Source organism: Pseudoalteromonas phenolica, from assembly GCF_044788725.1.
In the GTDB taxonomy this organism is placed as follows: Bacteria; Pseudomonadota; Gammaproteobacteria; order Enterobacterales; family Alteromonadaceae; genus Pseudoalteromonas; species Pseudoalteromonas phenolica_C.
The window spans coordinates 671647-692173 of sequence record NZ_CP173162.1; the positions used below are offsets into that span (position 1 = coordinate 671647).

The 20527-nt window shown below is 41.2% G+C and carries 14 protein-coding genes; 6 read left to right on the forward strand and 8 right to left on the reverse strand.

The window, feature by feature from the left end; genetic code table 11:
- Positions 1-62: 62 nt before the first annotated feature.
- From ACH784_RS20485 to ACH784_RS20515, 7 genes are all read right to left on the reverse strand, one after another.
- On the reverse strand, positions 63-3161 hold the full coding sequence (locus ACH784_RS20485; RefSeq protein WP_404395556.1) for an efflux RND transporter permease subunit: 3099 nt from the start codon (positions 3159-3161) through the stop codon (positions 63-65).
- The gene (locus tag ACH784_RS20490; protein ID WP_404395558.1) at positions 3161-4276 is read right to left on the reverse strand and encodes an efflux RND transporter periplasmic adaptor subunit; all 1116 of its coding nucleotides are present in this window, start codon (positions 4274-4276) and stop codon (positions 3161-3163) included. Before ACH784_RS20490 ends, ACH784_RS20485 begins: the two co-directional genes overlap by 1 nt.
- Positions 4277-4288: 12 nt before the next feature.
- Positions 4289-5014 carry a TetR/AcrR family transcriptional regulator gene (locus ACH784_RS20495; protein ID WP_404395560.1) on the reverse strand — a complete coding sequence of 242 codons (726 nt, stop codon included), beginning with the start codon at positions 5012-5014 and terminating at the stop codon, positions 4289-4291.
- Positions 5015-5948: 934 nt separating this feature from the next.
- Positions 5949-6533: a DUF6151 family protein gene (locus ACH784_RS20500; protein WP_404395561.1), complete on the reverse strand. Its 585-nt coding sequence runs from the start codon at positions 6531-6533 to the stop codon at positions 5949-5951.
- A 428-nt stretch (positions 6534-6961) separates the two neighbouring features.
- The gene (locus ACH784_RS20505) at positions 6962-7435 is read right to left on the reverse strand and encodes a hypothetical protein (RefSeq protein ID WP_404395562.1); all 474 of its coding nucleotides are present in this window, start codon (positions 7433-7435) and stop codon (positions 6962-6964) included.
- Between the two features lie 151 nt (positions 7436-7586).
- Positions 7587-8981, reverse strand: a complete 1395-nt coding sequence (locus ACH784_RS20510) for a S41 family peptidase (RefSeq protein ID WP_404395564.1) — start codon at positions 8979-8981, stop codon at positions 7587-7589.
- Positions 8982-9062: 81 nt separating this feature from the next.
- On the reverse strand, positions 9063-9941 hold the full coding sequence (locus ACH784_RS20515) for a helix-turn-helix domain-containing protein (RefSeq protein WP_404395566.1): 879 nt from the start codon (positions 9939-9941) through the stop codon (positions 9063-9065).
- Between the two features lie 428 nt (positions 9942-10369).
- Between ACH784_RS20515 and ACH784_RS20520 the strand changes: the two genes are divergently transcribed.
- The 5 genes from ACH784_RS20520 to ACH784_RS20540 all read left to right on the forward strand — a co-directional run bounded on the left by ACH784_RS20520 (position 10370) and on the right by ACH784_RS20540 (position 17317).
- The gene (locus ACH784_RS20520) at positions 10370-12184 is read left to right on the forward strand and encodes a cytochrome c peroxidase (RefSeq protein WP_404395568.1); all 1815 of its coding nucleotides are present in this window, start codon (positions 10370-10372) and stop codon (positions 12182-12184) included.
- 247 nt (positions 12185-12431) lie between these two features.
- A complete protein-coding gene (locus ACH784_RS20525; protein WP_404395569.1) occupies positions 12432-14051 on the forward strand; it encodes a diguanylate cyclase in 1620 nt (539 codons plus the stop codon).
- A 380-nt stretch (positions 14052-14431) separates the two neighbouring features.
- Positions 14432-14869: a hypothetical protein gene (locus ACH784_RS20530; protein WP_404395570.1), complete on the forward strand. Its 438-nt coding sequence runs from the start codon at positions 14432-14434 to the stop codon at positions 14867-14869.
- Positions 14866-16392 carry an LruC domain-containing protein gene (locus tag ACH784_RS20535; protein ID WP_404395571.1) on the forward strand — a complete coding sequence of 509 codons (1527 nt, stop codon included), beginning with the start codon at positions 14866-14868 and terminating at the stop codon, positions 16390-16392. Before ACH784_RS20530 ends, ACH784_RS20535 begins: the two co-directional genes overlap by 4 nt.
- A gap of 151 nt (positions 16393-16543) precedes the next feature.
- Complete coding sequence (locus ACH784_RS20540; RefSeq protein WP_404395573.1) at positions 16544-17317, forward strand: substrate-binding periplasmic protein; 774 nt, start codon at positions 16544-16546, stop codon at positions 17315-17317.
- A gap of 53 nt (positions 17318-17370) precedes the next feature.
- Here ACH784_RS20540 and ACH784_RS20545 read toward each other — a convergent pair whose 3' ends face one another.
- Positions 17371-18423, reverse strand: a complete 1053-nt coding sequence (locus ACH784_RS20545) for a hypothetical protein (protein ID WP_404395575.1) — start codon at positions 18421-18423, stop codon at positions 17371-17373.
- Between the two features lie 111 nt (positions 18424-18534).
- Between ACH784_RS20545 and ACH784_RS20550 the strand changes: the two genes are divergently transcribed.
- Positions 18535-20496 carry a methyl-accepting chemotaxis protein gene (locus tag ACH784_RS20550; RefSeq protein WP_404395577.1) on the forward strand — a complete coding sequence of 654 codons (1962 nt, stop codon included), beginning with the start codon at positions 18535-18537 and terminating at the stop codon, positions 20494-20496.
- The last annotated feature ends 31 nt before the right edge of the window (positions 20497-20527 follow it).

The following is a 20527-nucleotide window of genomic DNA, read 5'->3' on the forward strand; positions in this document are numbered from 1 at the left end:
CGATTTTACATCGCGCTTTTTTGAATGTGTTTGCGTGGGATAAACCCACGCAATCATCATGATCACAATGAATTTGCAAATTTGGTCTCAGTTAAGGAGGCTTCAGTTTCCATTTCACCACGGTGATCTTTTGCCAGCATTTGGTAAAGCAGTGGTAATACAATCAGCGTGAAGAAAGTACCAATCAACATACCTGCTACTAAGATAATACCAATACTATTTCGTGCCTCAGCGCCTGCGCCGGTTACCAATACTAATGGGAAGTGACCAAGCACAGTTGCACCTGTTGTCATTAATATTGGGCGTAAACGTGTCGCAGCTGCGCCTTTAACCGCTTCAAGTTTCGACTTGCCTTCAAGTTGAAGATGGTTGGCAAACTCTACGATTAGAATACCATTCTTAGCAATCAGACCAATCAAAGTAATTAGGCCAATCTGGCTATAGATATTAATCGTTGTAAGCTGTAAAAACGGCAGCATCAGAGCACCGGCAAGCGCTAATGGCGCACAGCCTAGTAACACCACAAGTGGGTCGCGGAAGCTGTTAAACTGAATCGTCAGCAAGAAATACACCACAATCATCGACACTAACAGTACGCCAACCATGGTGTTACCTTCTTTACGTAACTGGCGCGATTCACCGGCATGGTCAATTGAGTAACTTGCAGGCAATACTTCTGCTGCAATCTCTTCAACGGCCGTTAAACCTTGCTCTTTGGTTACGTGTGGCAAAACACCCGCTAAGATCCTAAATGAACTTTGCTGATTAAAAGAGCCTAATACGCGCGGGCTCGTGAAGGTTCTTAAGCTCGCAAATGCTGACACAGGAATAAGCTCACCAGAGTCCGTGCGGATCTTCATATCTAAGATGTTTTCAGGGTTGTAACGGTCGCCGTTATCAACCGCTGGAATAACACGATATGCTTTCCCATCTTTATTGAAGTAATTCACAAAGTTGTTCGACATTAAAATGCTCAGCTGCTCGTTCACCGATTGCAGGTTTAGGCCTAAATCAGCAATCAATTCGCGGTCAATCTCTAGCTCTGCTTGTGGTAAATCGATTTTTAAATCGGTATTAACGAACAAGAAGTTACCACTGGCATTCGCTTTCGCGATGATTTCGTCAGCATACTTCTTCATTGCCACAGGGTCGTCATTGGCTCTGACTACCATTTCGATATCGAACTGGCCCGCAGTTGGTAAAGAAGCTGGCAAAATAGGGAACAAGCTCAAGCCATTTACACTACCAAGGCGTGCAAATAGGTCGAAGTATAAGTCGTGAACCGAGTTTTCACGTTCTTCATAAGGTGCTAACTCAACACCACCGAAACCTGCGGCTGCAGTGATAATTTGCCAAGTGAATTTTGCGCCTTCAGTTTCATTCATGACCTTTGCTGTGTCATTCATTCGACTTGAAGTATAAGCCTGAGAAGACTCAGGTGGCGCTTCAACCACGACTTGAATACTGCTTTGATCTTCAACTGGCGCAAGTTCTTTTTGCGACAATAAATAAAAGGGGGCAGACAACAGAGAGAACACAATGGCAATAAAGAACACTTGTGGGCGCCATGCAAACAACTTATCTAAAGACTTAAAGTAGAAGTTCTGTAGCTTGTCGAAATAGCAATTCACTTTGCGTGTGAGCTTGCCTTCTTTACCCCCTTCAGGGTTCACATAAGCACTCATGGTCGGAGACAGCGTAATAGCCACGAGACCTGAGATCAGAACCGCAATAGCCAAAGTAAACGCAAACTCACGGAATAAGAAGCCAGTTAAGCCTGTTAAGAAGCCAATTGGGGCGTAAACTGCAGCAAGGGTTAAGGTCATAGCAATCACGGGCACTAATAACTGACGTGAGCTGATAAGCGCAGCTTGCAAACGAGGTTTGCCTTCACGCATGTGGCGCGCTACGTTTTCAACCACCACGATGGCATCATCAACCACTAAACCAACCGATAATACGATGGCTAGAATGGTTAATAGGTTTAATGAAAAGCCCATCATCGAAATAACGGCGATAGCACCTAAAATCGAAATAGGAATGGTCACCAATGGCACTAGAGCGGTTCTGAAAGAGCCCATCATAGCAACGATCACAATACCTACAAGTAGCACTGTTTCGGCAAGGGTCGTGAAAATCTCTTTAATTGAGTCACGCATATACAAGGTACCATCGTAACCAATTTCGATATTCATACCATTTGGTAGGCCCTCGTTGATCTGCGGCAGCTTGGCATAAAGTGCATCACCAATGTTGATTTCATTCGCACCAGGCAGCGCCCAAATAGCCAGAAAAATTGAATCATGAGAATCTAAACGCGCTGTAACCATGCCTTCGGCTTCGCCGATTTCGATGATGGCAACCGTGCCAAGGCGAAGTTGCGAGCCGTTTTGCTCTTTGATGATTAGGTTTTCAAAGTCAGCCACACTTTTCAGGCTGGTATTGGCCATTAAATCGATGCGTTGACGGTTGTTTTCACTGTAACCTAATGTCGCAATAGTGTTGTTTGCTTGAAGTGCTGCAAACACATCACTGGCACTTAAATCATAAATAGCGAGTTTATCTGCGTCTAACCAAATACGCATTGCAGGGTCGCGGCCGCCTTCAAGGGTGACTTTTTGCACGCCCTCAATGTCACTCATGCTTGGCACAACATTGCGAATAAGATAATCACTGACTTCACTGCGCGCTAAGCCTTGCGACTGCACATCTAAATAAAACACGGCATACGGGCTATCGGCACGCACAATTTGGATTGCCGGGTCTTCAGCCCCTGTTGGTAACTCAAACTTAATTTGGTTGAGCTTAGTAGTTAACTCGGCAAGTGCATCAGTGGTGCTATGGTTTAGCTCAAGCCAAGCTGTGACTTTACTAAAGCCGGCAGTGGTGACTGAATCAACATAATCAACGCCGGGTACGGTTGAGGTTACGCGTTCAATCGGCTCTGTCACATAGCCTTTGACGACATCAGCAGACGCACCGGTATACACGGTATTGATAACCAGTGACGCACTTTCAATCTTAGGATATTGCTGTACTGAAATCTTTTGCGCGGCGTTTAGGCCTGCCAAGATGATCAATACCGACAGTACAATCGCAAGTACGGGGCGATTGACAAAAATGTCCATAAAAGAAGGTTTGTTTTCATGTAATGCACTCATTACTGACCTCCGATGTTGTCGTCCGCGGTGGCTAATTGCCCATCGAGTGGCGCGGTATAAACCAAAATACCTTCTCTTAATTTAAATGCGCCTTCACCAGCGATAAATTCACCGCCATTTAGGCCAGATAGTACAACTTGTTGGTCACCCAGCTTTTCACCTAATGTCACTTTAATCGGTTTTGCGCGCCAGTTTTGTTGCTCATCTTTTTCAAGTGCATAGACAAACTCACCAAAGTGACTGCGAGTGATTGCTGCGGTTGGCACGACAACCGCATTGGTTGTATATAGAGGCACACGCACGCTGGCAATTTGGTTATGACTGAGCGCACCATCTAGATTCGCGATTTCAGCTCTATAGCTTTGCTGGCGAGAGTTGGCATCTAACATCGGCATTTTAGCGATGACTTTTGCTACAACTTCTGATGTGTTTTGATTCACCAGTGCGACTTTTATTTCTTCACCGATTTTAGGCTGGCTAAGTGTTTGCGGCACTGAAAAATCGACCCAAATGGTGTCGTTCAGGCCCACTAACGTGGTGATTTGAATATTTGCATCGATGAGCTGACCAATTTGATATTGGCTTAGGCCTACTTGGCCTTCGAAAGGAGCGGTAATGGTTTTTTTGTTAATAACGGCATTGAGGTTTTGTACTTCGGCTTTAGCAACGGCTACATCAGCGCGGGCTTTGTCGACTTCATCTGGGCTAATGCGCTTTTGTTGCAGAAGTTTAGTTACTCGTGCATAGGTTGATTCAGCCAAAGTAACACGCGCTTTTGCAGCGGCAAGTTGTGCTTTTTCGACACTGGTATCTAAGCGCAGTAACACTTGGCCTTTATCAACAATGTCACCAGGTTTAAAACCAACATAAGTAATAGGGCCCGGATACTCATTGCTAATATCAATAATGCTCGGTGCTTTTAACTGGCCGATCACCTTACTCGTTTGCGTGTACTCAATCGTTTCAGCGTAAAGGCTAGTCACTGACGCCGAAGGTTCTGGGAAAGATTCGCCAAATGCGATCATGGCTTGAATTTGGTTAAATTTGGTAAGTCCTAGTCCGCCTATAACCGTAAAGATAATAACAATGCTGACAATCCAGCGTTTAATATTCATGGTGTTGCTCCCTTAACGTAATTCTAAATTAATAAGTGCTTGCTCAATTCGCTCAAGAGAATCTGGCGTGATTGGAGACTGCCAGGGGTAACTATTGAGAAGGCGAATTGTGCTGCGAATAATTGGGTCGTTGACGGCTAAAGGCTCGAGTAGCGAGGCCGTACCCTCAATAATTTGTTGCTGTTGCTTAACGCGTAAAACTTGCTCGTAACCCACGGTTAGTGCCCAGCCACTAACGATAATTTCTTCAATAACTTCACTTAAATTAGGTACTTCTTTGAGCTCGCCCGCATTGATCCCTTCCATGATGGCAAGCTTGAAAGCTTGCTCACATAAATTACAGGCTTCAATCATTTTGCCTGACCACAAGGACGAGGCACGTTTGATCACCGCTTCGTTAGTTGCGTAAGACTGCAGCTCATAATCAAACTCAAAGCATTGCAGCTTTTTTGGTGCAATGAGAGTGACGGCCAGCATTTTTTCTGGGGTAGACAGAGGTAAGTTTAAAACTCGCTCGAACACCGATGAGGCATGTCTAAACGATTGAAAAGCAAGCGCAAGTACAATGTCTTCTTTACTTTGAACAAACTTATATACAGAGCCCATCGACAAGCCTGCAAGGCGGGCAATCTTTGCCATGGTGAAATCGGTAATTGAGGACTCTTGAATACACTGAACAGCCGCATCAAGGATCATTGCTTGTTGCTGTTCAGGGCTAAATTTTGGTGCTGGCGCCATACTTTATATCTCTTAAATCTTTAGAATAACCACATTCGAATGGTATTCGAATGTGGTTATTCTAGTTTTGTTTGGGGTTTTGTCAACCAATGGCTGGCTAGAAAACCCACTTATTTGATTTTAAAAATTGCTTATTAAATAAACTCAGAGAGTTAACCTAATGCTCACTTGTCTTGTCATCCCAATCTTGTTTCGTTGTCATCCCGAACTCGTTTCGGGATCCACCAAGCCATTCATAGACCCTGAAACAAGTTCAGGGTGACTAAAAGAGGCATTTCTGAATTGCTGAAAGCCACTTTAACTTGTTAGCTTTGAGCTAACTCTCGAGTCATCCCGAGCTTGTTTTGCTGTCATCCCGAACTCGTTTCGGGATCCACCAAGCCATTCATAGACCCTGCAACAAGTTCGGGGTGACTAAAAAAGCTAAACTTACTAAGTGAACTCGGGCTGTACTCTAAAACCTCGAGTAAGGCTAAGGTCAAGGACTTATTTGAAAGTTTTTAAGAATGTTTAAAAGTGCTGTTTTATGCAGTAACTGTTTGATAATACCAACCCTCAATAATACTCCATCATTTTGAGGGACTAAAACTGACGCTAACTTCGTTGACAATTTCTTATTTAGAACAACTAAATAGCAAAATTCTCGCCTCGTTATCGACTAGTTTTTCTTGCCTCAAAATAGACCGCTAAATTAAGAGGACTGGGATAAATTTAAGCGTTAAAAGCAATAAGCGGGGAAAGCTCTAACTTTTTGTATCCTGAGCAAGAGGGGATTGTTGGCTGCTAAATTTCATTTTCGAAGTCTGAAGCGCTTTACAAATGACTAAGTAGTGAATAACACCTTCACTGAATATGAACCATTGTAATGTAAGTATAAAGTCCAACGATTGATCTAGAAACGCCAAGGGTTGATCATTGTACTTAAATTAATATGTCAGATTTCATTTCGACTGACTAAGCTAGGTTCGACAATTGGTTTACCGTCTTTATGAAAAAATGGATTAGGGCTACCTTTTCCAAGGATTTTCCAGATAAATAGCTTTCTCAAGATAGTAAACAAAAGGCGAGTCTTTGATTTGCCAGCTTTGAGTTCGTCTGAAGGGTTTCCTGTGGCATGCTCTGTATATACAGAGCCAATGATAGGGCCTATTTTAAAGTCGATATTTTGATCTGATGCGATAAAAGAATGTATCAATCCCACAAAAGGTAAATTTAACCCAACGGTATTTCCTATTGGCGTTTGGCAGCATGATGCATACCAACGATATAAACCTTTGTCACTAAGCTTAAGGCAGGAAATATTTTCTAAACCATGATTAATTGTTATCCGAGAAGGGTCGATTTGGAATATTTCTGTACCACCAAATTTATTTAAAATATTGTCAGCCTTATCGAACTGTTTGGCAAAGTTTCGGCAATCTTCGCAGTAGCAAACCAATCGATTACCGCACCCTGGTTTTACATTACTAACGACACCTGTTACTTCCCCACATTTACACTTTAATTTTAAATCTTCCACTTGAACTCCATTTTATGCAGGACTGAATGACATCACTTCTCATAAGCCATTAACATTATATTTTTAGTTATTTAGAATCAATATATTATGTACCAATTGAAAAGTATTCGAGCATTTCAAACGAATTGAAGTGTCATTGAATACTTTAACCATTTCCCCAATGGAACCTTTGCCTACTCTTACAATCATTGAAGACTGTATTTTTATCTAGGTGCAGATTAACGTCTGCTAACGCTAAATATAAGAGGATATTCTTCTACTAAATCCATGTGGTTTGTAGTGATAGAAAAGATTGCGGCATTGTTGCCAGTTAATATTTGCAGAGAGAAGGAAAAAGGGAATAGACGCAGAGGCATGCAATAAGACTGAACAGATCTGCCTTATTGCATTAAGAATTAAATAAGAACGAGTAGGGGGGTCTTATTCGATTATTTAAGTACGGTTTTCTTTAACTCTTCTGCACTGTCGGTGGTAATAAACTCAACGATTTTGCCATTTTCGATTTTGAAAATACTGACCTTGTCGTCTTCGCTTGGCAAAAATGCCAGTTCATTGTCTTCTTTGCCCAATACAATGGCGTACTTTTGCTTTTGCATTTTTGGAATTGCAATATAGCTGCTAATTAAGCCCGGCATACCACTAATATCGGCATAATATTGAACGTTAGCTTGCTTTAGCGTTTCATCGGTTTGCCCTGCAAACGCATCGCGCGTTACGCGGCTGCTATCCATGTCATGGGCAAGCACTAGCCATTGGGTACTAGATTTTAGTGAATGCGGTTTATCGAATTGATCGTTAAGAGTCGGAAGCTCGACGTTATCGCCAATCGACAATACTTTTGCGTTTGTTGCAAATGTCAGTAATAAAGTAGAAAGAACAGCGATTTTTTTGAACAGATGCATAGTGGCATACCTCATAAAGTGATGCGCGATATTTTTAGCTGTTATTAATGAATTGTCTAGCATCTTGTGCAAAGTGTAATGTCAGATAAAGTCGATGAAAAAAGCCAGCATCCTGCTGGCTTTGGTGTGCAGTTAGTGCTTTAGCGATTAACTAAAGCTTGTTTTTTGAAACCGTGATTTCGGCAAGGGTCTCTTTAAGCATATTAATATGCTCTTCGCCTTTGACTTTTGATAGCCCGATATCAATGACGCTTTTAGCTTCGCTAAGTTGGTCCATTTTTGCCAAAGCACGTGCCCAGTACTCGTATAAAAAGGTTTCTTGCTCGTTAAAAGTGACTGCAATTTCTAACAAGAAAACGGCGTATTTTGGTGAAGTTTCCCAGCTGTCATACGCTAGGTTTGCCAGCTCTCTATCTGTGAGGTTAAGTGCATTCAAAAGGGCTTTAGTTTGCTTTTGATAGCCTTGTTTTAAATCAGTTAATGATTTTTCTGATTGTTTTATATCACTTAATAGCGCGAGTAGTTTATCGAGTGATTGTTCGCGTTCAGCTTTTAGTGCTTGCCAGCTTTTCTCGACTTCAGTGCTCGCCAGTTCAATGGCTTTGTCGAGTGCTTGATCTTTTTCGGTTGCAACATGAGGCACCACGCCAACCGTTTCCCAATTGGTTTTAGTGACAGGATTAATGGCAGCACCCGTAGCGACAAACATTCTAAAGTTATCGTTGATGGTAAACATACCGCCAGGGTTCGCCGCGCCTCGGGTGGTCTCACCCACCAAAGTGGCGCGTTTTCTGGTTTGCATGTTATAGCTGAATTCTTCTGCCGCTGACGCGGTGCGATTACTGGTTAACACATACAGAGGTACATCTGGCAGTTTGTCACCGGCGACTTCATCTAAAACATGGTAGTCGATGGTTTCGTTGTCTTCTCTATAATATAAGCTGTTTAATAACAGGGGTTCATCGAAGAAGTAACTACATAAGTACTGAACTGTTCTTGGTGAGCCGCCGCCATTTTGACGTAAATCGATAATGATGGCGTCAGTATTTGCCAGTAGCTTCATTGCCGAGTCGATATATGGCTGGCTTTCAGTTAAGCGATAAAAACCACGTAAATCCATATAGCCTATATTATTTTCAAGTACTTTTGCGCCAACCACGCCTTTGTTCTGTGAGCCAAAGCGAGGCGGGTTAAGCAAGCTATCGCGCAAACGAGATTCTGCACCTTTAACTTCTTGACTAACGGGGTTTGCTCTCACTCTTAAATGGCGATCTTGGGCTGTTTCTTCTAACCAAGTCGAGAGTGCTTTGGCAAATTCTTCGCTGTCAGTGTGAGCGGCAAACTCGCCTTGCTCGAAAGCCAGTTTTAACTTTTGGTTGGTTTTTGATGCCACTTCAGGATAAACATAATGTTCAGCCATTAACTCGCTTACTTTGTCGATAACTTGTTGTTTTTCAGCTTTTGAAATAGCTTGGGCAAGTGCTGTTTGGCTATTTAAGCCAATGAAGAGTGCAATAGAAAGTGCGGTTTTCTTAAATGATGTCATAGCATTTTTTCACAAAGTGTCCTTGTTAAGAAAAACCTATCAAGTTCGCACACGTAAAAATTGTAAAAAAGTTAAGTAAGTTCAAAAAGGGTCGTATTTACCTATGAATCGATTGTTGATTGCTGTTTGAAAACCTTGATTTAAATGTGGCTCAGTAGACTTTAAATAGTGTTTGGGTGTTTGCCCAAGTAGGCTTTTAAATTCTCTATTTAAATGAGCTTGATCAAAATAACCTGCGTTGATTGCTGACTCTGTGAGTGTTTGTGTGGCGGATTGGCTGTGCAGTAAAAAGTTGTTTAAACGCCAAATTTTGCAGAGTTCTTTGGGTAATAGGCCTATGTTATCGAGAAAGTGCTGTCTGAGTGTGACTTTACTTATTGAAAACGTCTCACACATCTCGGAAATTTTTATATCGCCTCGGGCATTTAATATGGCGTTGGTCTCAGCTCTTAAGCGCTCAGAGATAACATAGTCATTGGCAATAAATTGGCTATGCAGCCAAGGCGTTATTTTCTCTATTAATACCTGCATCTGAATGTTGATGTGGTCTTTATTTAATTGAGTTAATAGCGGTAAAACATCGTTTAAGTAGCCTGAATGACTGAGATATTGCGTGATTGATTCTATGGTGTTTTTCACTTCGAGCGATGACATAAACTGCTGCTTTAGAAATGAAAAAGGTTTTAGCCTAACACCAAAAATCCACTGCGGATGTTTGCTATAAAGTGTGTATGCACAGATCTGTTGACCAAGTATTGATACGCCAGCGGGGATTTGCTTGATAGACAATTGGTCGTCAACTTTTGAAAACCCAATAGGCTGGCTGTGTAAAAGTAAATCAAAGACGCCTTGCGGGATAAAAAACGCATGCTCTGAAAGCTTTTGGCTCCAAAATACTTCTACCGAATGAGATAACCAAGCTGGGGGCAGAAGCTCGAAGTAGTCCTTTGATTGCACCATTATTTACCTATCATCGCATACATAAAACTGACTTAATCGCTTATGCCATGCTGCCAAACGATAAAATAGTAAAAACAGTGAACGATGTTTTTAAGTCATGCGACATTCAATTTCCTTCTGGGCTCATGGCTAATTTAGTTAAGCCAATATAAGGGGTCTTACTGCACTTTTAAATTGATAAATCGTTACGGTATGTGTCATTGAGTTTTTAAAACCAATCCTTTTTTATTTTATATTTTTAATTTATTCATATTTTTTCCTTAATTTGGGTTTAGCCTAAAAATTGGGGCACTTATAAGTGGCTTAATATTTCATAACTTTATGAATTTAAATTAAATAATAATAAATATCGAATTTACACAATTAAGGAAACGTGTAATCAAGCACTCAAAAGTTGTTTACAGGAGTAATCAACGAAGGAGAAAAACATGTTTGGACAAGGTCACCAAAGCGGTTTAGCTAAACTCTGTTACGCATCTTTGTTTAGCGCCGCACTTTTCGCAAATGCAAGTACATCAATTGAAACGAGCGCACCAACTGAACTCATCGCCAAAGTACGCACCAGTACTGAAGTAGGTTTAAGTTGGCAAGCACCAGAAGGTGTATCGGGAATACGTGCTTATCGCGTCTTTCGTGATGGTCAGCGTATTGGTCGCACAGCAATGACTTTTTTCGTCGACTCAACGGCGTCACCCGGCGTGGAGCACACTTATCATGTTCAAGCGGTGGCGCGTGACAAGGTCACAAGCCTTTCTTCGAATAGCGATACTGTAAAAACTTTAGCGCATGACAATAATGATGGTCTGAGAAATGGTTCGGTGATCCGCATTGGTATTGAAAGGTTAAGCGACCATTGCGGTAGCAACGATGTGACAGCGATTGCCGATGATGCTTTGAATGACTGCTTAGACAAAGTTCTTGATAGTGCAGGTATTGCCCCACAATTAGAAAACTTACAGGCATATGTTGCCCGCTATCGCCGTCAAGAAGATAGAGAGCTTATTGAGTTAGGTAAACGCCTATTCTTTAGTAAAGCGCTGAGCCAGAACCACGATACCTCATGCGCATCATGTCATCATCCAGCTGAAAGCTGTGGTAGTGACGGACTTTCTCTGTCAATTGGTGTGAATGCTGAAAACCCAGATGTAATGGGGTTAGGTCGAACCGATGGCAGTACAGTACCTGCTGTGGGCAGAACCTCACCAGCGGTGTGTAACTCAGCCCTTTGGGTTGGCAGCATGTTTTGGGATCAGCGTGTAAAACTCAGACAGGCCAACCGTGATAGTGATGTGGGGCTCGTTTCAACCGCGCCAATTCAAACTCCTGAGCTTGATGTAACTCGTGCAATGAACGAACAAGTTGATGCTAACGATCCGCTACGTTTATTGATGGCACAAGCACATTTCCCAATTACTGCCGCTGCTGAAATGGGTGACCCAAGTGGGTTTGAATCACCGCAAGCTTATCGCGAATTTATCGCTGCAAGATTATCGACTCAGTGGAAGCCGCTATTTGAAAAGGCATTTGGTGACGACTCAGTCAGCTTTATGCGAATTGCTCGAGCTATGTCGGCATATCAGGCGTCATTTATGTTTATCGACAACCCTTTCTTTGATTATGTGCAAGGCGAGCACGATAAGTTAACGGCGGATGAAAAACGTGGCGCATTATTTTTCTATACAGGTGCCGGATGTGCCAATTGCCATGATGGCGCGATGTTTACCCCAGAGCGAACACGCGGGCCACTTTACCCTCAAATTGGCGCACATGGTGTTGCCGATGGTAATGCGAAAAACCAATTCAGAATGCCAAGTCTGCTTAATGTCGGCATAACAGCACCGTATGGAGATAAAGGCGTATTTGCTTCACTAGAGCGCGTGATTGAGCACTACTCAGATGTAACAGGCTCTTTAGAAAGGTTTTATGGCGAAAAAGAAACGTGTCAGTTACCGCAATTTCAGCACTTGAGTGAGTCACAGTGTGATGAAGTCGTGGGTGAAGCAGGCACATTCGTGCTAGACCTTAATGCGCAAAATAGAGCGGATTCTGACCGCGGTGATGATGCCATTATTCGAGGTTTTAGTTCGCAAGAAGTGCAACTTCTGGCTGCATTCTTACGATCATTGACTGATCCAGAAGCCATTGCTGGCAGTAATGAAATTAAAGCCTTGATACCGCCACGAGATGGTGGACCTGATGGTCATCAATTTGATGCTGTCGATAATGAAGGTAATGCGCTTTAAAAGCGCCCACTCCCCCATGATAGCGCACCTGAGCACTAAAGCAGTTGGGCGATACAAGTAAGCAAATGCAAGGTGCTCTTATGAGCACCTTTTTCTTTTTAGCCAAAAGCAAAAAATTAGATTAAACCTATACTTATACAAATCCTTAAAATAGACCTCTTATTTAAGAGGATTGGTATTAACCTAAGGCCTATTAAACGGGAAATCTATTTACTATATGAGAAACCTAATAGCTAAAAGTCTTCGCTTGAAACTATTTCTGCTATTTGCACTTTTGCTAATAGGCTTTTCGTCTGTTCATTTATTGATCCGATACGCTTGGACAATACCTCAGTTCATTGAACTTGAAGTTGAAAACGATAAAAAAGATATTAGAAAGCTCGGTTCGGCATTTTCTAGAATTCAAAGTGAAATGCAAAGACTGATATATGATAATGCAGTCTGGGATGAGATGATCCGCGTGATTAAAGAGCGGGATCTGGCGTTTTTAGAAGAGAATTATCATATCCCAGAGTCACTAGCTTCACTCAATCTTAATGGTATGCATTTTTATGACGCTTCGGGTGAACCGGTGAGTCATTTTGCCTTGGAAAATAATGGCTCTGTTATCTTAGACTCCGTTTTCCAAACAGCCAGTTCGACCGAAAAGCGACAATTTTTAATTGTAAAAGAACCAGAGCTCCCGGCAGCAAAAGTACTAGGATTCAAATCTGGGATCATCCAAGGTAAGCAACATCCTGTGTTATTTGTTAGCGGTAGCATAGTCCCATCGACTGGGGTGGGTGATGTGGTTGGTACCATGTTGGTTTGGACTTATTTGGATGAAAAGGTCAGTCAGCAACTCAGCGATTTAATGCAGCGCCAAATAACCCTCTTTGAGTATTCAGCTTTACCGCAAGGTAAGTCTGTTATTCCGTTCGATAAGTACCAAGATTATCCTCAAATTCGTTCATCCGAGCAAAAAATATATATTTCTTTTAATGATGTAAATGGCAAGGCAAGTATCGTAATGGCCTACGCAAAACCTAAGCGAATGTTCGATGATAATTTAATTGAATATTCTATGGGGATTGCGCTGTTAAGTTCTATTTTAATCTTAGCTTTAATCTATTTGCTGATTAATAAAATGGTGATTATTCCTTTAACATCTTTGCGAGAAACTGTTGTAAAAGTGATTGAGCAAGGCAATTATTCGCAGGCAACAAATATACAAAGACAAGATGAAATAGGCCGCTTAGCAAGTCTCATAGACGGCTTGTTTGCTACCGTAAACTCTCAACAGACGATTTTGGTTGAAGCGAATAAAAAATTGCAAAAATTGAGTGATACTGATGAGCTGACAAACATCGCTAACCGACGCTCTTTGATGCACTTTTTGGAGATGATAGAACAACAACGTGAGTTGTCATTGTTTCCTGTGAGTATGATCATGCTCGATATTGATCACTTCAAAACTTATAACGATTTTTATGGGCACCAAGCCGGCGATACAGTTATTTGCCAAGTGGCAGAGGTATTGTCGAAAAATACGCGTTCAAATATGGATTTAGTCGCCCGTTACGGTGGCGAAGAGTTTACGATTGTGCTCACGCAAATCAGCAAAGAAGAAGCTTTATTAGTCGCGAATAAACTCAAGCAAGCAATTTTCGATTTGAAAATTAGTCATCAAAAATCGCAGACGGCAGAATTTATCTCAGCATCATTAGGATTGACGAGTTGTGAACAAGCAGATGACTTTGATATTGAGCAACTATTCAGAGTTGCAGACTCAGCTTTGTATGAAGCAAAAGAAGCAGGGCGAAACTCAGTAATAAGTAAACCCTATCAGCTTTCGACTACCTTAAATAAGCAAGCAAAGCGTTATTAAGTTTGTGGTTGAGTGGTGTATGAATATAGTGATTTTAAAAACTGTTTTATTTGTACTTTTGCTTATACCAATTCTAAACAACTTTTAATTATTTCTATGGGCAAAGCCTGTCGCTAACTGCACTGAGCGTTTTCACTTTAAACAACCAAGTAGTTAAAACGTCATCTAATATCGCTAAGCATTTTTATATCAAAGTTAGACCTCTTAATTCAGTGGATTGATGTTACGTGTTCAGTTCTATTTCTATCCCATGATTTGCAATATGCAACTCAGAACGAAAAAATACGCTTTTTAAGGTTTTATGGTAATTGATTTATAAGGTTTTTTTATTGGTATAAAAGTTGGTTCTCTAGAGTATCAATCTCTTTGGAGAAACGCTGATGAAACGCATACTTACCATTTCCGCACTTTCATTCATACTTTCTGCCTGTGGTGGCGGGGGGGCAGATGAAACTTCGTCTGTGAAGACTACGCAAACACCAAGTAGTGATACGTCTTCGACTCAAACGCAAACACAATCAGAAACTCAAACACAACCGCAATCAAATAAGCTAATTGACAGCAAAGCCGCTGACAATGCGCAATTTTCGCAATTTAAATCACAAAATATGAATATCGATATTTCAGGGCTAGGCTTTGAAGCGAAAACGGTTTATTTGAAGATTTATACCTTTGACAACAAAACTCTTTTCTTGGGCAAAGTACCCAATTCACCAAATTTTGAGTTCTACTTACCTAATGACGTAAGCAAAGTGAAATACGATGTGTTTTCGACTGTTAAAACCGATCCACAAATCACGAAGGAGTACGAGCTATGAAAACATCAATTTTAGCGTGTGCTTTGTTGATTGCGAGCACTTCAGGTTATGCGGTTGAAAGTATCATGTTCAAAGATACGATTAATAAAGGCGTTGGTGAAATTGACTTATTTGCACCTCATTCTAGTAGTTACTTCAAAGACAGATTAACTGGGGCCATGCTTGAAGAATACAAGCAGCAAAATAGCAATGCTTTGGTATTTGCTGTGGATGTGAATGAAGCCGCTAATGGTACTGAGAAAGCAAGTACCCAAGGCGTCACCGTTGAAAGTGCAGTGCTTACATTTGATATGGGTTCTGAGGTTGTAACTTGTAATATTTTCACAACTAATACAGGCGCTATGTTAGCAAAAGCAGGCACAACGACACGGCAAGAATACTACACCTTAATAGGTGCAACAGGAAGTAGCCATATTACTCCAAGTACTGACAGTGACATTTTTGGCAGTGATTTTGGCGGCACTATGCGCATGCCAATAGACGAGTCATCATGTACAGGTAGTAACTTTGATTTAAGTAATGCGCAATCGGCAACCTTGTCTATTCGCTTTCTTGAAGTGAATGAAAGCTTGGGTGACCCTGAAGCGTTTTATGACTTTTCAAATGGGCCAGAAGACTTGGCTATATTAACTGCGAATGATGTATCGTATCTAGAATATGCGCAACCGGGTGTTGACGAAGCTCCTTTAGTAATAGCACAAAGCCAAGTTGTTGAGCCGGTTGATAGTTGGTTGTTTTATCCAACCAGTGACAGCTTTTTCGTAGTGAGTTACGAGGACCAGTACCCTAATTTAGGCGATTATGACTTTAATGATCTTCTGGTGGGTTACAGAGTTGGCTTTGGCTTCAAAAATAACGAACAAAGCGGTGAACTTGAAGTGGTTTCTATCATTACCACAGGTTATATGATCGCCCGGGGGGCAAACTACGATCATGATTGGTACTTGCACATTCCTATTAATGAATCGGTATCTGGTAGCTTAACAATGAACTTGTTCAAAGAAGACAGTGTCGAGCAAGTAAATGGTTTTCCTGTTACTACTGAGGTAAATGATGCACTTGATGTGAAGGTGTTAGCAAACAGCAAGACGTTAATGCACCTTAGTAATCAAGCCTTTGTGAATACGCTTGCTGATGTTGAAAAAATTAAAGGCAAGAAGTTTTCATTTACCTTTAATTTAGATACGCCATTTCCAGCTAGTGCGCTAGGTCAGCCACCTTATGACCCATACCTACATGTGCTTAATACAGGTCAAGAAATTCACTTACCAGGCAAAACGACTCGAATTGCAAGTTCGGCAAATTTTGGTGACACCAGCAATTTTAAAGACGAAAACAATTATCCATATGCACTGATTTTCCCAGATGATTTTTATCCCCCTCTTGAGGGTGTTGATATTGGCGATGCATACAGCGATTACTTAAATTATACGCAAAGCCCAGATCAAACAAACGAGACCTGGTATATGGCACCCGATACCAATAAGACCAAGAATATAGGGAAGGCATTCTGGAAATGGTGAAATAAGGCGCGAAAGCGCCTTTTCTTTTTGCTTCTTGCAGTAGTTATTTAAAAAGTGTTGGTTTTTAGAATTATTTTCAGCTTTTTTTGCTATGTCCTAGATTTCATTTTTTGTTCTAAGCTAATAACAGAGTCAATAAAAGGATAGTTATGTGCGTGTTTTATTACTGCTTACTTTGTTATTGAGTGGGGCTTGTTATGCTAAGCAACTCACCATAGCAATAGGGGAGTATCCCCCATTTTCTGGTAAAAAGCTTGAACAACAAGGCATTGTGCCACGAATTATTCGAGCTGCATTTGCTTCTGAAGGGTATATGGTCAAGTTTGTGTTTATGCCTTGGGGAAGAAGTTTTAAAGCAGCAAAAAGTGGGCGTTATGATGCCGCTGCTTATTGGTTTTGCACACCAAAAAGAAAGCAAGACTTTTATTGTTCTGAGCCACTTTACTATGAAGCCACTTACTTTTATTTCAATAAACGAAAACCACTCGAAACCTGGTCATCGTTAGAAGATCTGCAAGGTTTTAATATTGGTGCAACTACAGGGTACAGTTATACCGCTCAGTTTTGGCAGCTTGCGAAACAAAAAAAACTTAAAGTTGATTCGGTGACCTCAGATTTACAAAATCTAAAAAAGCTTGTGAAAGGCAGAATAGATCTGTTCCCTATGGCAACCATTCCTGCAAGTCACCTAATTAAACAGCATTTTAGTCGTGAAGAAGCAGAACAAATCGCTTTTAATAGCAAGCCCCTTCTGACCCAAAGTAGTCATTTGTTATTTTTGAAAAAAAGTGCAAACTCAAAACATTTGCTGGCATCATTTAATCGTGGTCTTGAAAATATTAAACGTTCGGGGCTATACGAGGTTATTCTAAATTCAGCTGGGCCAGTTGAAGTATCATCTAATCGATACATATTTTTAAAATAGATGATACTTTGAGCGTCGAGCTTCAAGTTAGCTTGTCACTTATGTTTCAGGCACTACCAATAATAATCTAATGTTAAATACCAAGCGGCAAAGTCGCCTTTGTTGATCCGCATATCTCGGTCAAACCAAGCATCTTGGTTGAGATATTCTAAATAAACCCAGCCTGGGCCATAGTTATATCTTACGCCTGGTGCCCAAGCACTAACTGTCGAATCTAGTCCACCTAAAGTGTCAGACTTTGCAAACGTTGCATCTATCAAAAACGTCCAATCACCCATTTGATAACTCAATTCGGCATTGTATCTGGTGTTTTTAATTTCTTTGGGTAAGTTGTTGGCAGTGAAATAGGCATTCGGCAACTGGCGTTCACCATCGATATAACTGAGTTTTAACCCCCAGCTTTCAAAATTACCTAAGTAGTAGGCTGTCATCGCTTGATGTTCACCATCCGTTTGCTTATTGCCCGTTATAAACTCTTCAAGCTCTGCGGTTTGGGCTGAAACCCCTAAGGTATGTGAATTAGAAATATGCCACTGGAAATCACCAACAAGCGTATTCAGCTTTCTATATGTTTGGCGGCTTCCCCAGTGCCTGTTATCGTCGGTACTGTCAGTAGAGGTACTGCGCCAATCGTCTCTTGGGTAATAAGCAATTTGAATCGATGTATTACTAAAGTTGCCTTGATACTTTAAGCCAACGTCCATTTGGTCGCCATAAGCTGCCAAAAACATATCGCCGGGCCAGAAATTGGCTGTTTTCCAAGCAAATGGCAGTTGGCTTTTGCCTATAATTAGCTTGTGAGCCTCACTAAAGTCATAGCTTACCCAGGCTTTATGCAAAACATAATCAGAGTCAGTGGTGTTGTTGTCTGGATCTGAGAATCCGCCGGGACCAAGTCTAAGTTCTGCGGAATAATGCCAAGGGCTGGTTTTATCTTCTTTTTTATCTAAATAAAAAATAAGTGCTTGGTCGCCTAAATTGGTGTCATAGCTGTTTTCATCATAGCTGTAATTTATCCAAAAGCCGCCAGCAAATCCGACATCGGCTATCGTTTCTGTTGAAAGTATCAGGAGAGGGGTCAATATCATTAAACTATATTTACGCATAATTTGCCCATGAAACAGCAACACAATGCAATAATGATAGCTTAAATTGTCAACTTGACGTAACCGAATGCGCTGACCATATTTATAAAAATAGTATTTCATGAATATGTTATGTCGATTTCGAAAAAGCTTATTTGGGCGTTATTGGCAACTCTGTCTGTGCCTATTTTGATTATTGCCGTCATTATGGTTACTCAAGCAAGACAGCAAGCGTTTGATAACTTCTCATCTGCGAACACTCGCGAGGTTGAGCAGGTAGATAACGCTATCTCAATGTTTTTTTCTGAGATTAGTAAAGATGTTATGTACATCGCACAACATCCAGATGTAAAAAAAGGTCATTCAGGTATTGCGACTTATATGTCGAGTAGTTCTGAGAAAACAATGACCCCAGAGCAAAATGGCGCTATTGAGGCTAATATTTTTGATTTGTTTAATCAATTTGGCTCTTCTCATCCAGGCATTGCTTATATTTATATGGGAAACCAACAGGGGGGTTACACCCAATGGCCAAAAGGCAGTGTAAGCGCAAATTATGACCCTCGCCCCCGTCCTTGGTTTAAAACAGGCCTTGAAGCAAATTCAGAACCCGTCAGAACAAACGCTTATTATTGGGAGCCGGATGATGCGGTCATAGTTTCAACGGTTAAATCAATAAAAGACAGTAGCGGCCAACCTTTCGGTGTAACCGGGATGGATGTATCTTTAAAAGGATTAACTGAGCTTATTCAGAACATAAAGTTGGGAGAATCCGGTTATTTGGTGTTAGTGGAAGATACCGGTACTATTTTGGTCGATGCAAAGCATCCAAAAAACAACTTTAAAGCTTTTTCTCAAGCGTCTAACAATTTATATCAATCCTTATCTGCAAAATCGTCAGGGCAGTCTGAAATTGATATTGATGGTGATACGTATATCGCAAATATTTATACATCGCCAACATTAAAGTGGAAGTTTGTAGGCTTGCTTAAAAAGAGTGAAGTAATGGCATCTGCAAATGCGATGACATGGATTATTGTAGTCGTCAGTATTGTGTTGCTATTGTTGCTTTCACCTTTAAGCGTGTATTTGGCTAGATTAATTTCAAACCCAATCATTGAGGTAACCGATGGTCTTGAGCAAATATCTCAAGGTGAAGGCGATTTGAGCCAAAGGTTGAAAATTCGCAGTAATGATGAAACCGGTAAGCTGGCTAATAGTTTTAACCAGTTTTTAGGTTCAATTGCGGCGTTAGTCAATGAAATAAACGATAGTTCTGGTAGCATTAATCAGTCTTCAGACAAAACCAAAGCACTTTCACAAAACTTAAGCAACTCTATTCAAATGCAGCAAATGGCCTTAGAGCAGGCTGCAACGGCAATCAATGAAATGGCCGCTACGGCGAATGAAGTGGCAGCAAGTTGTGCAAATGCGGCCGATTCAGCTAATCAAACCAAAGATGCAGCCACAGACGGTAAAATAGTCATTGAGAAAACGGTAGATAGTGTGCAGAGCTTAAGCCGAACGCTGAGCGATTCAGCGGCAAATATTGAGCAATTAGATAATGAAAGTGAAAGCATTACCTCTATTTTAGATGTGATCCGTGGCATTGCAGAGCAAACTAATTTACTCGCCTTGAATGCAGCCATTGAAGCGGCGAGAGCGGGAGAGCAAGGTCGAGGTTTTGCGGTTGTTGCTGATGAAGTTAGGGCGCTGTCGGTTAGAACATCAGAATCAACAGAAGAAATTTCAACGCAACTTTCTAAACTTCGTCAGATGACGCAAAGTATTTCTCAAGAAATGAAGTCGAGTTTGCAAACGTCAAGTCAGACAGTCGATTACACACAAGAAGCGCAACAGGCATTTAATTCAATTACCGACTCAGTTGATTTGATCAGTGATATGAATTCACAAATAGCCACCGCTGCTGAAGAACAGCAACATGTAGCTGAAGATATCAATCGTAATGTGGTTGATATTAAAACGGTTGCAGATGAAGTCGCGGAAGTATCGGTTGTAGCAGAAAGTAATGCACAAAACTTATCTGAGTTGGCAATAAGGCTAAATGCCTTAGTTGGTCGCTTTAAAACTTAGGTGTAAAGGGGATTGACAGTTCGCAATGCAG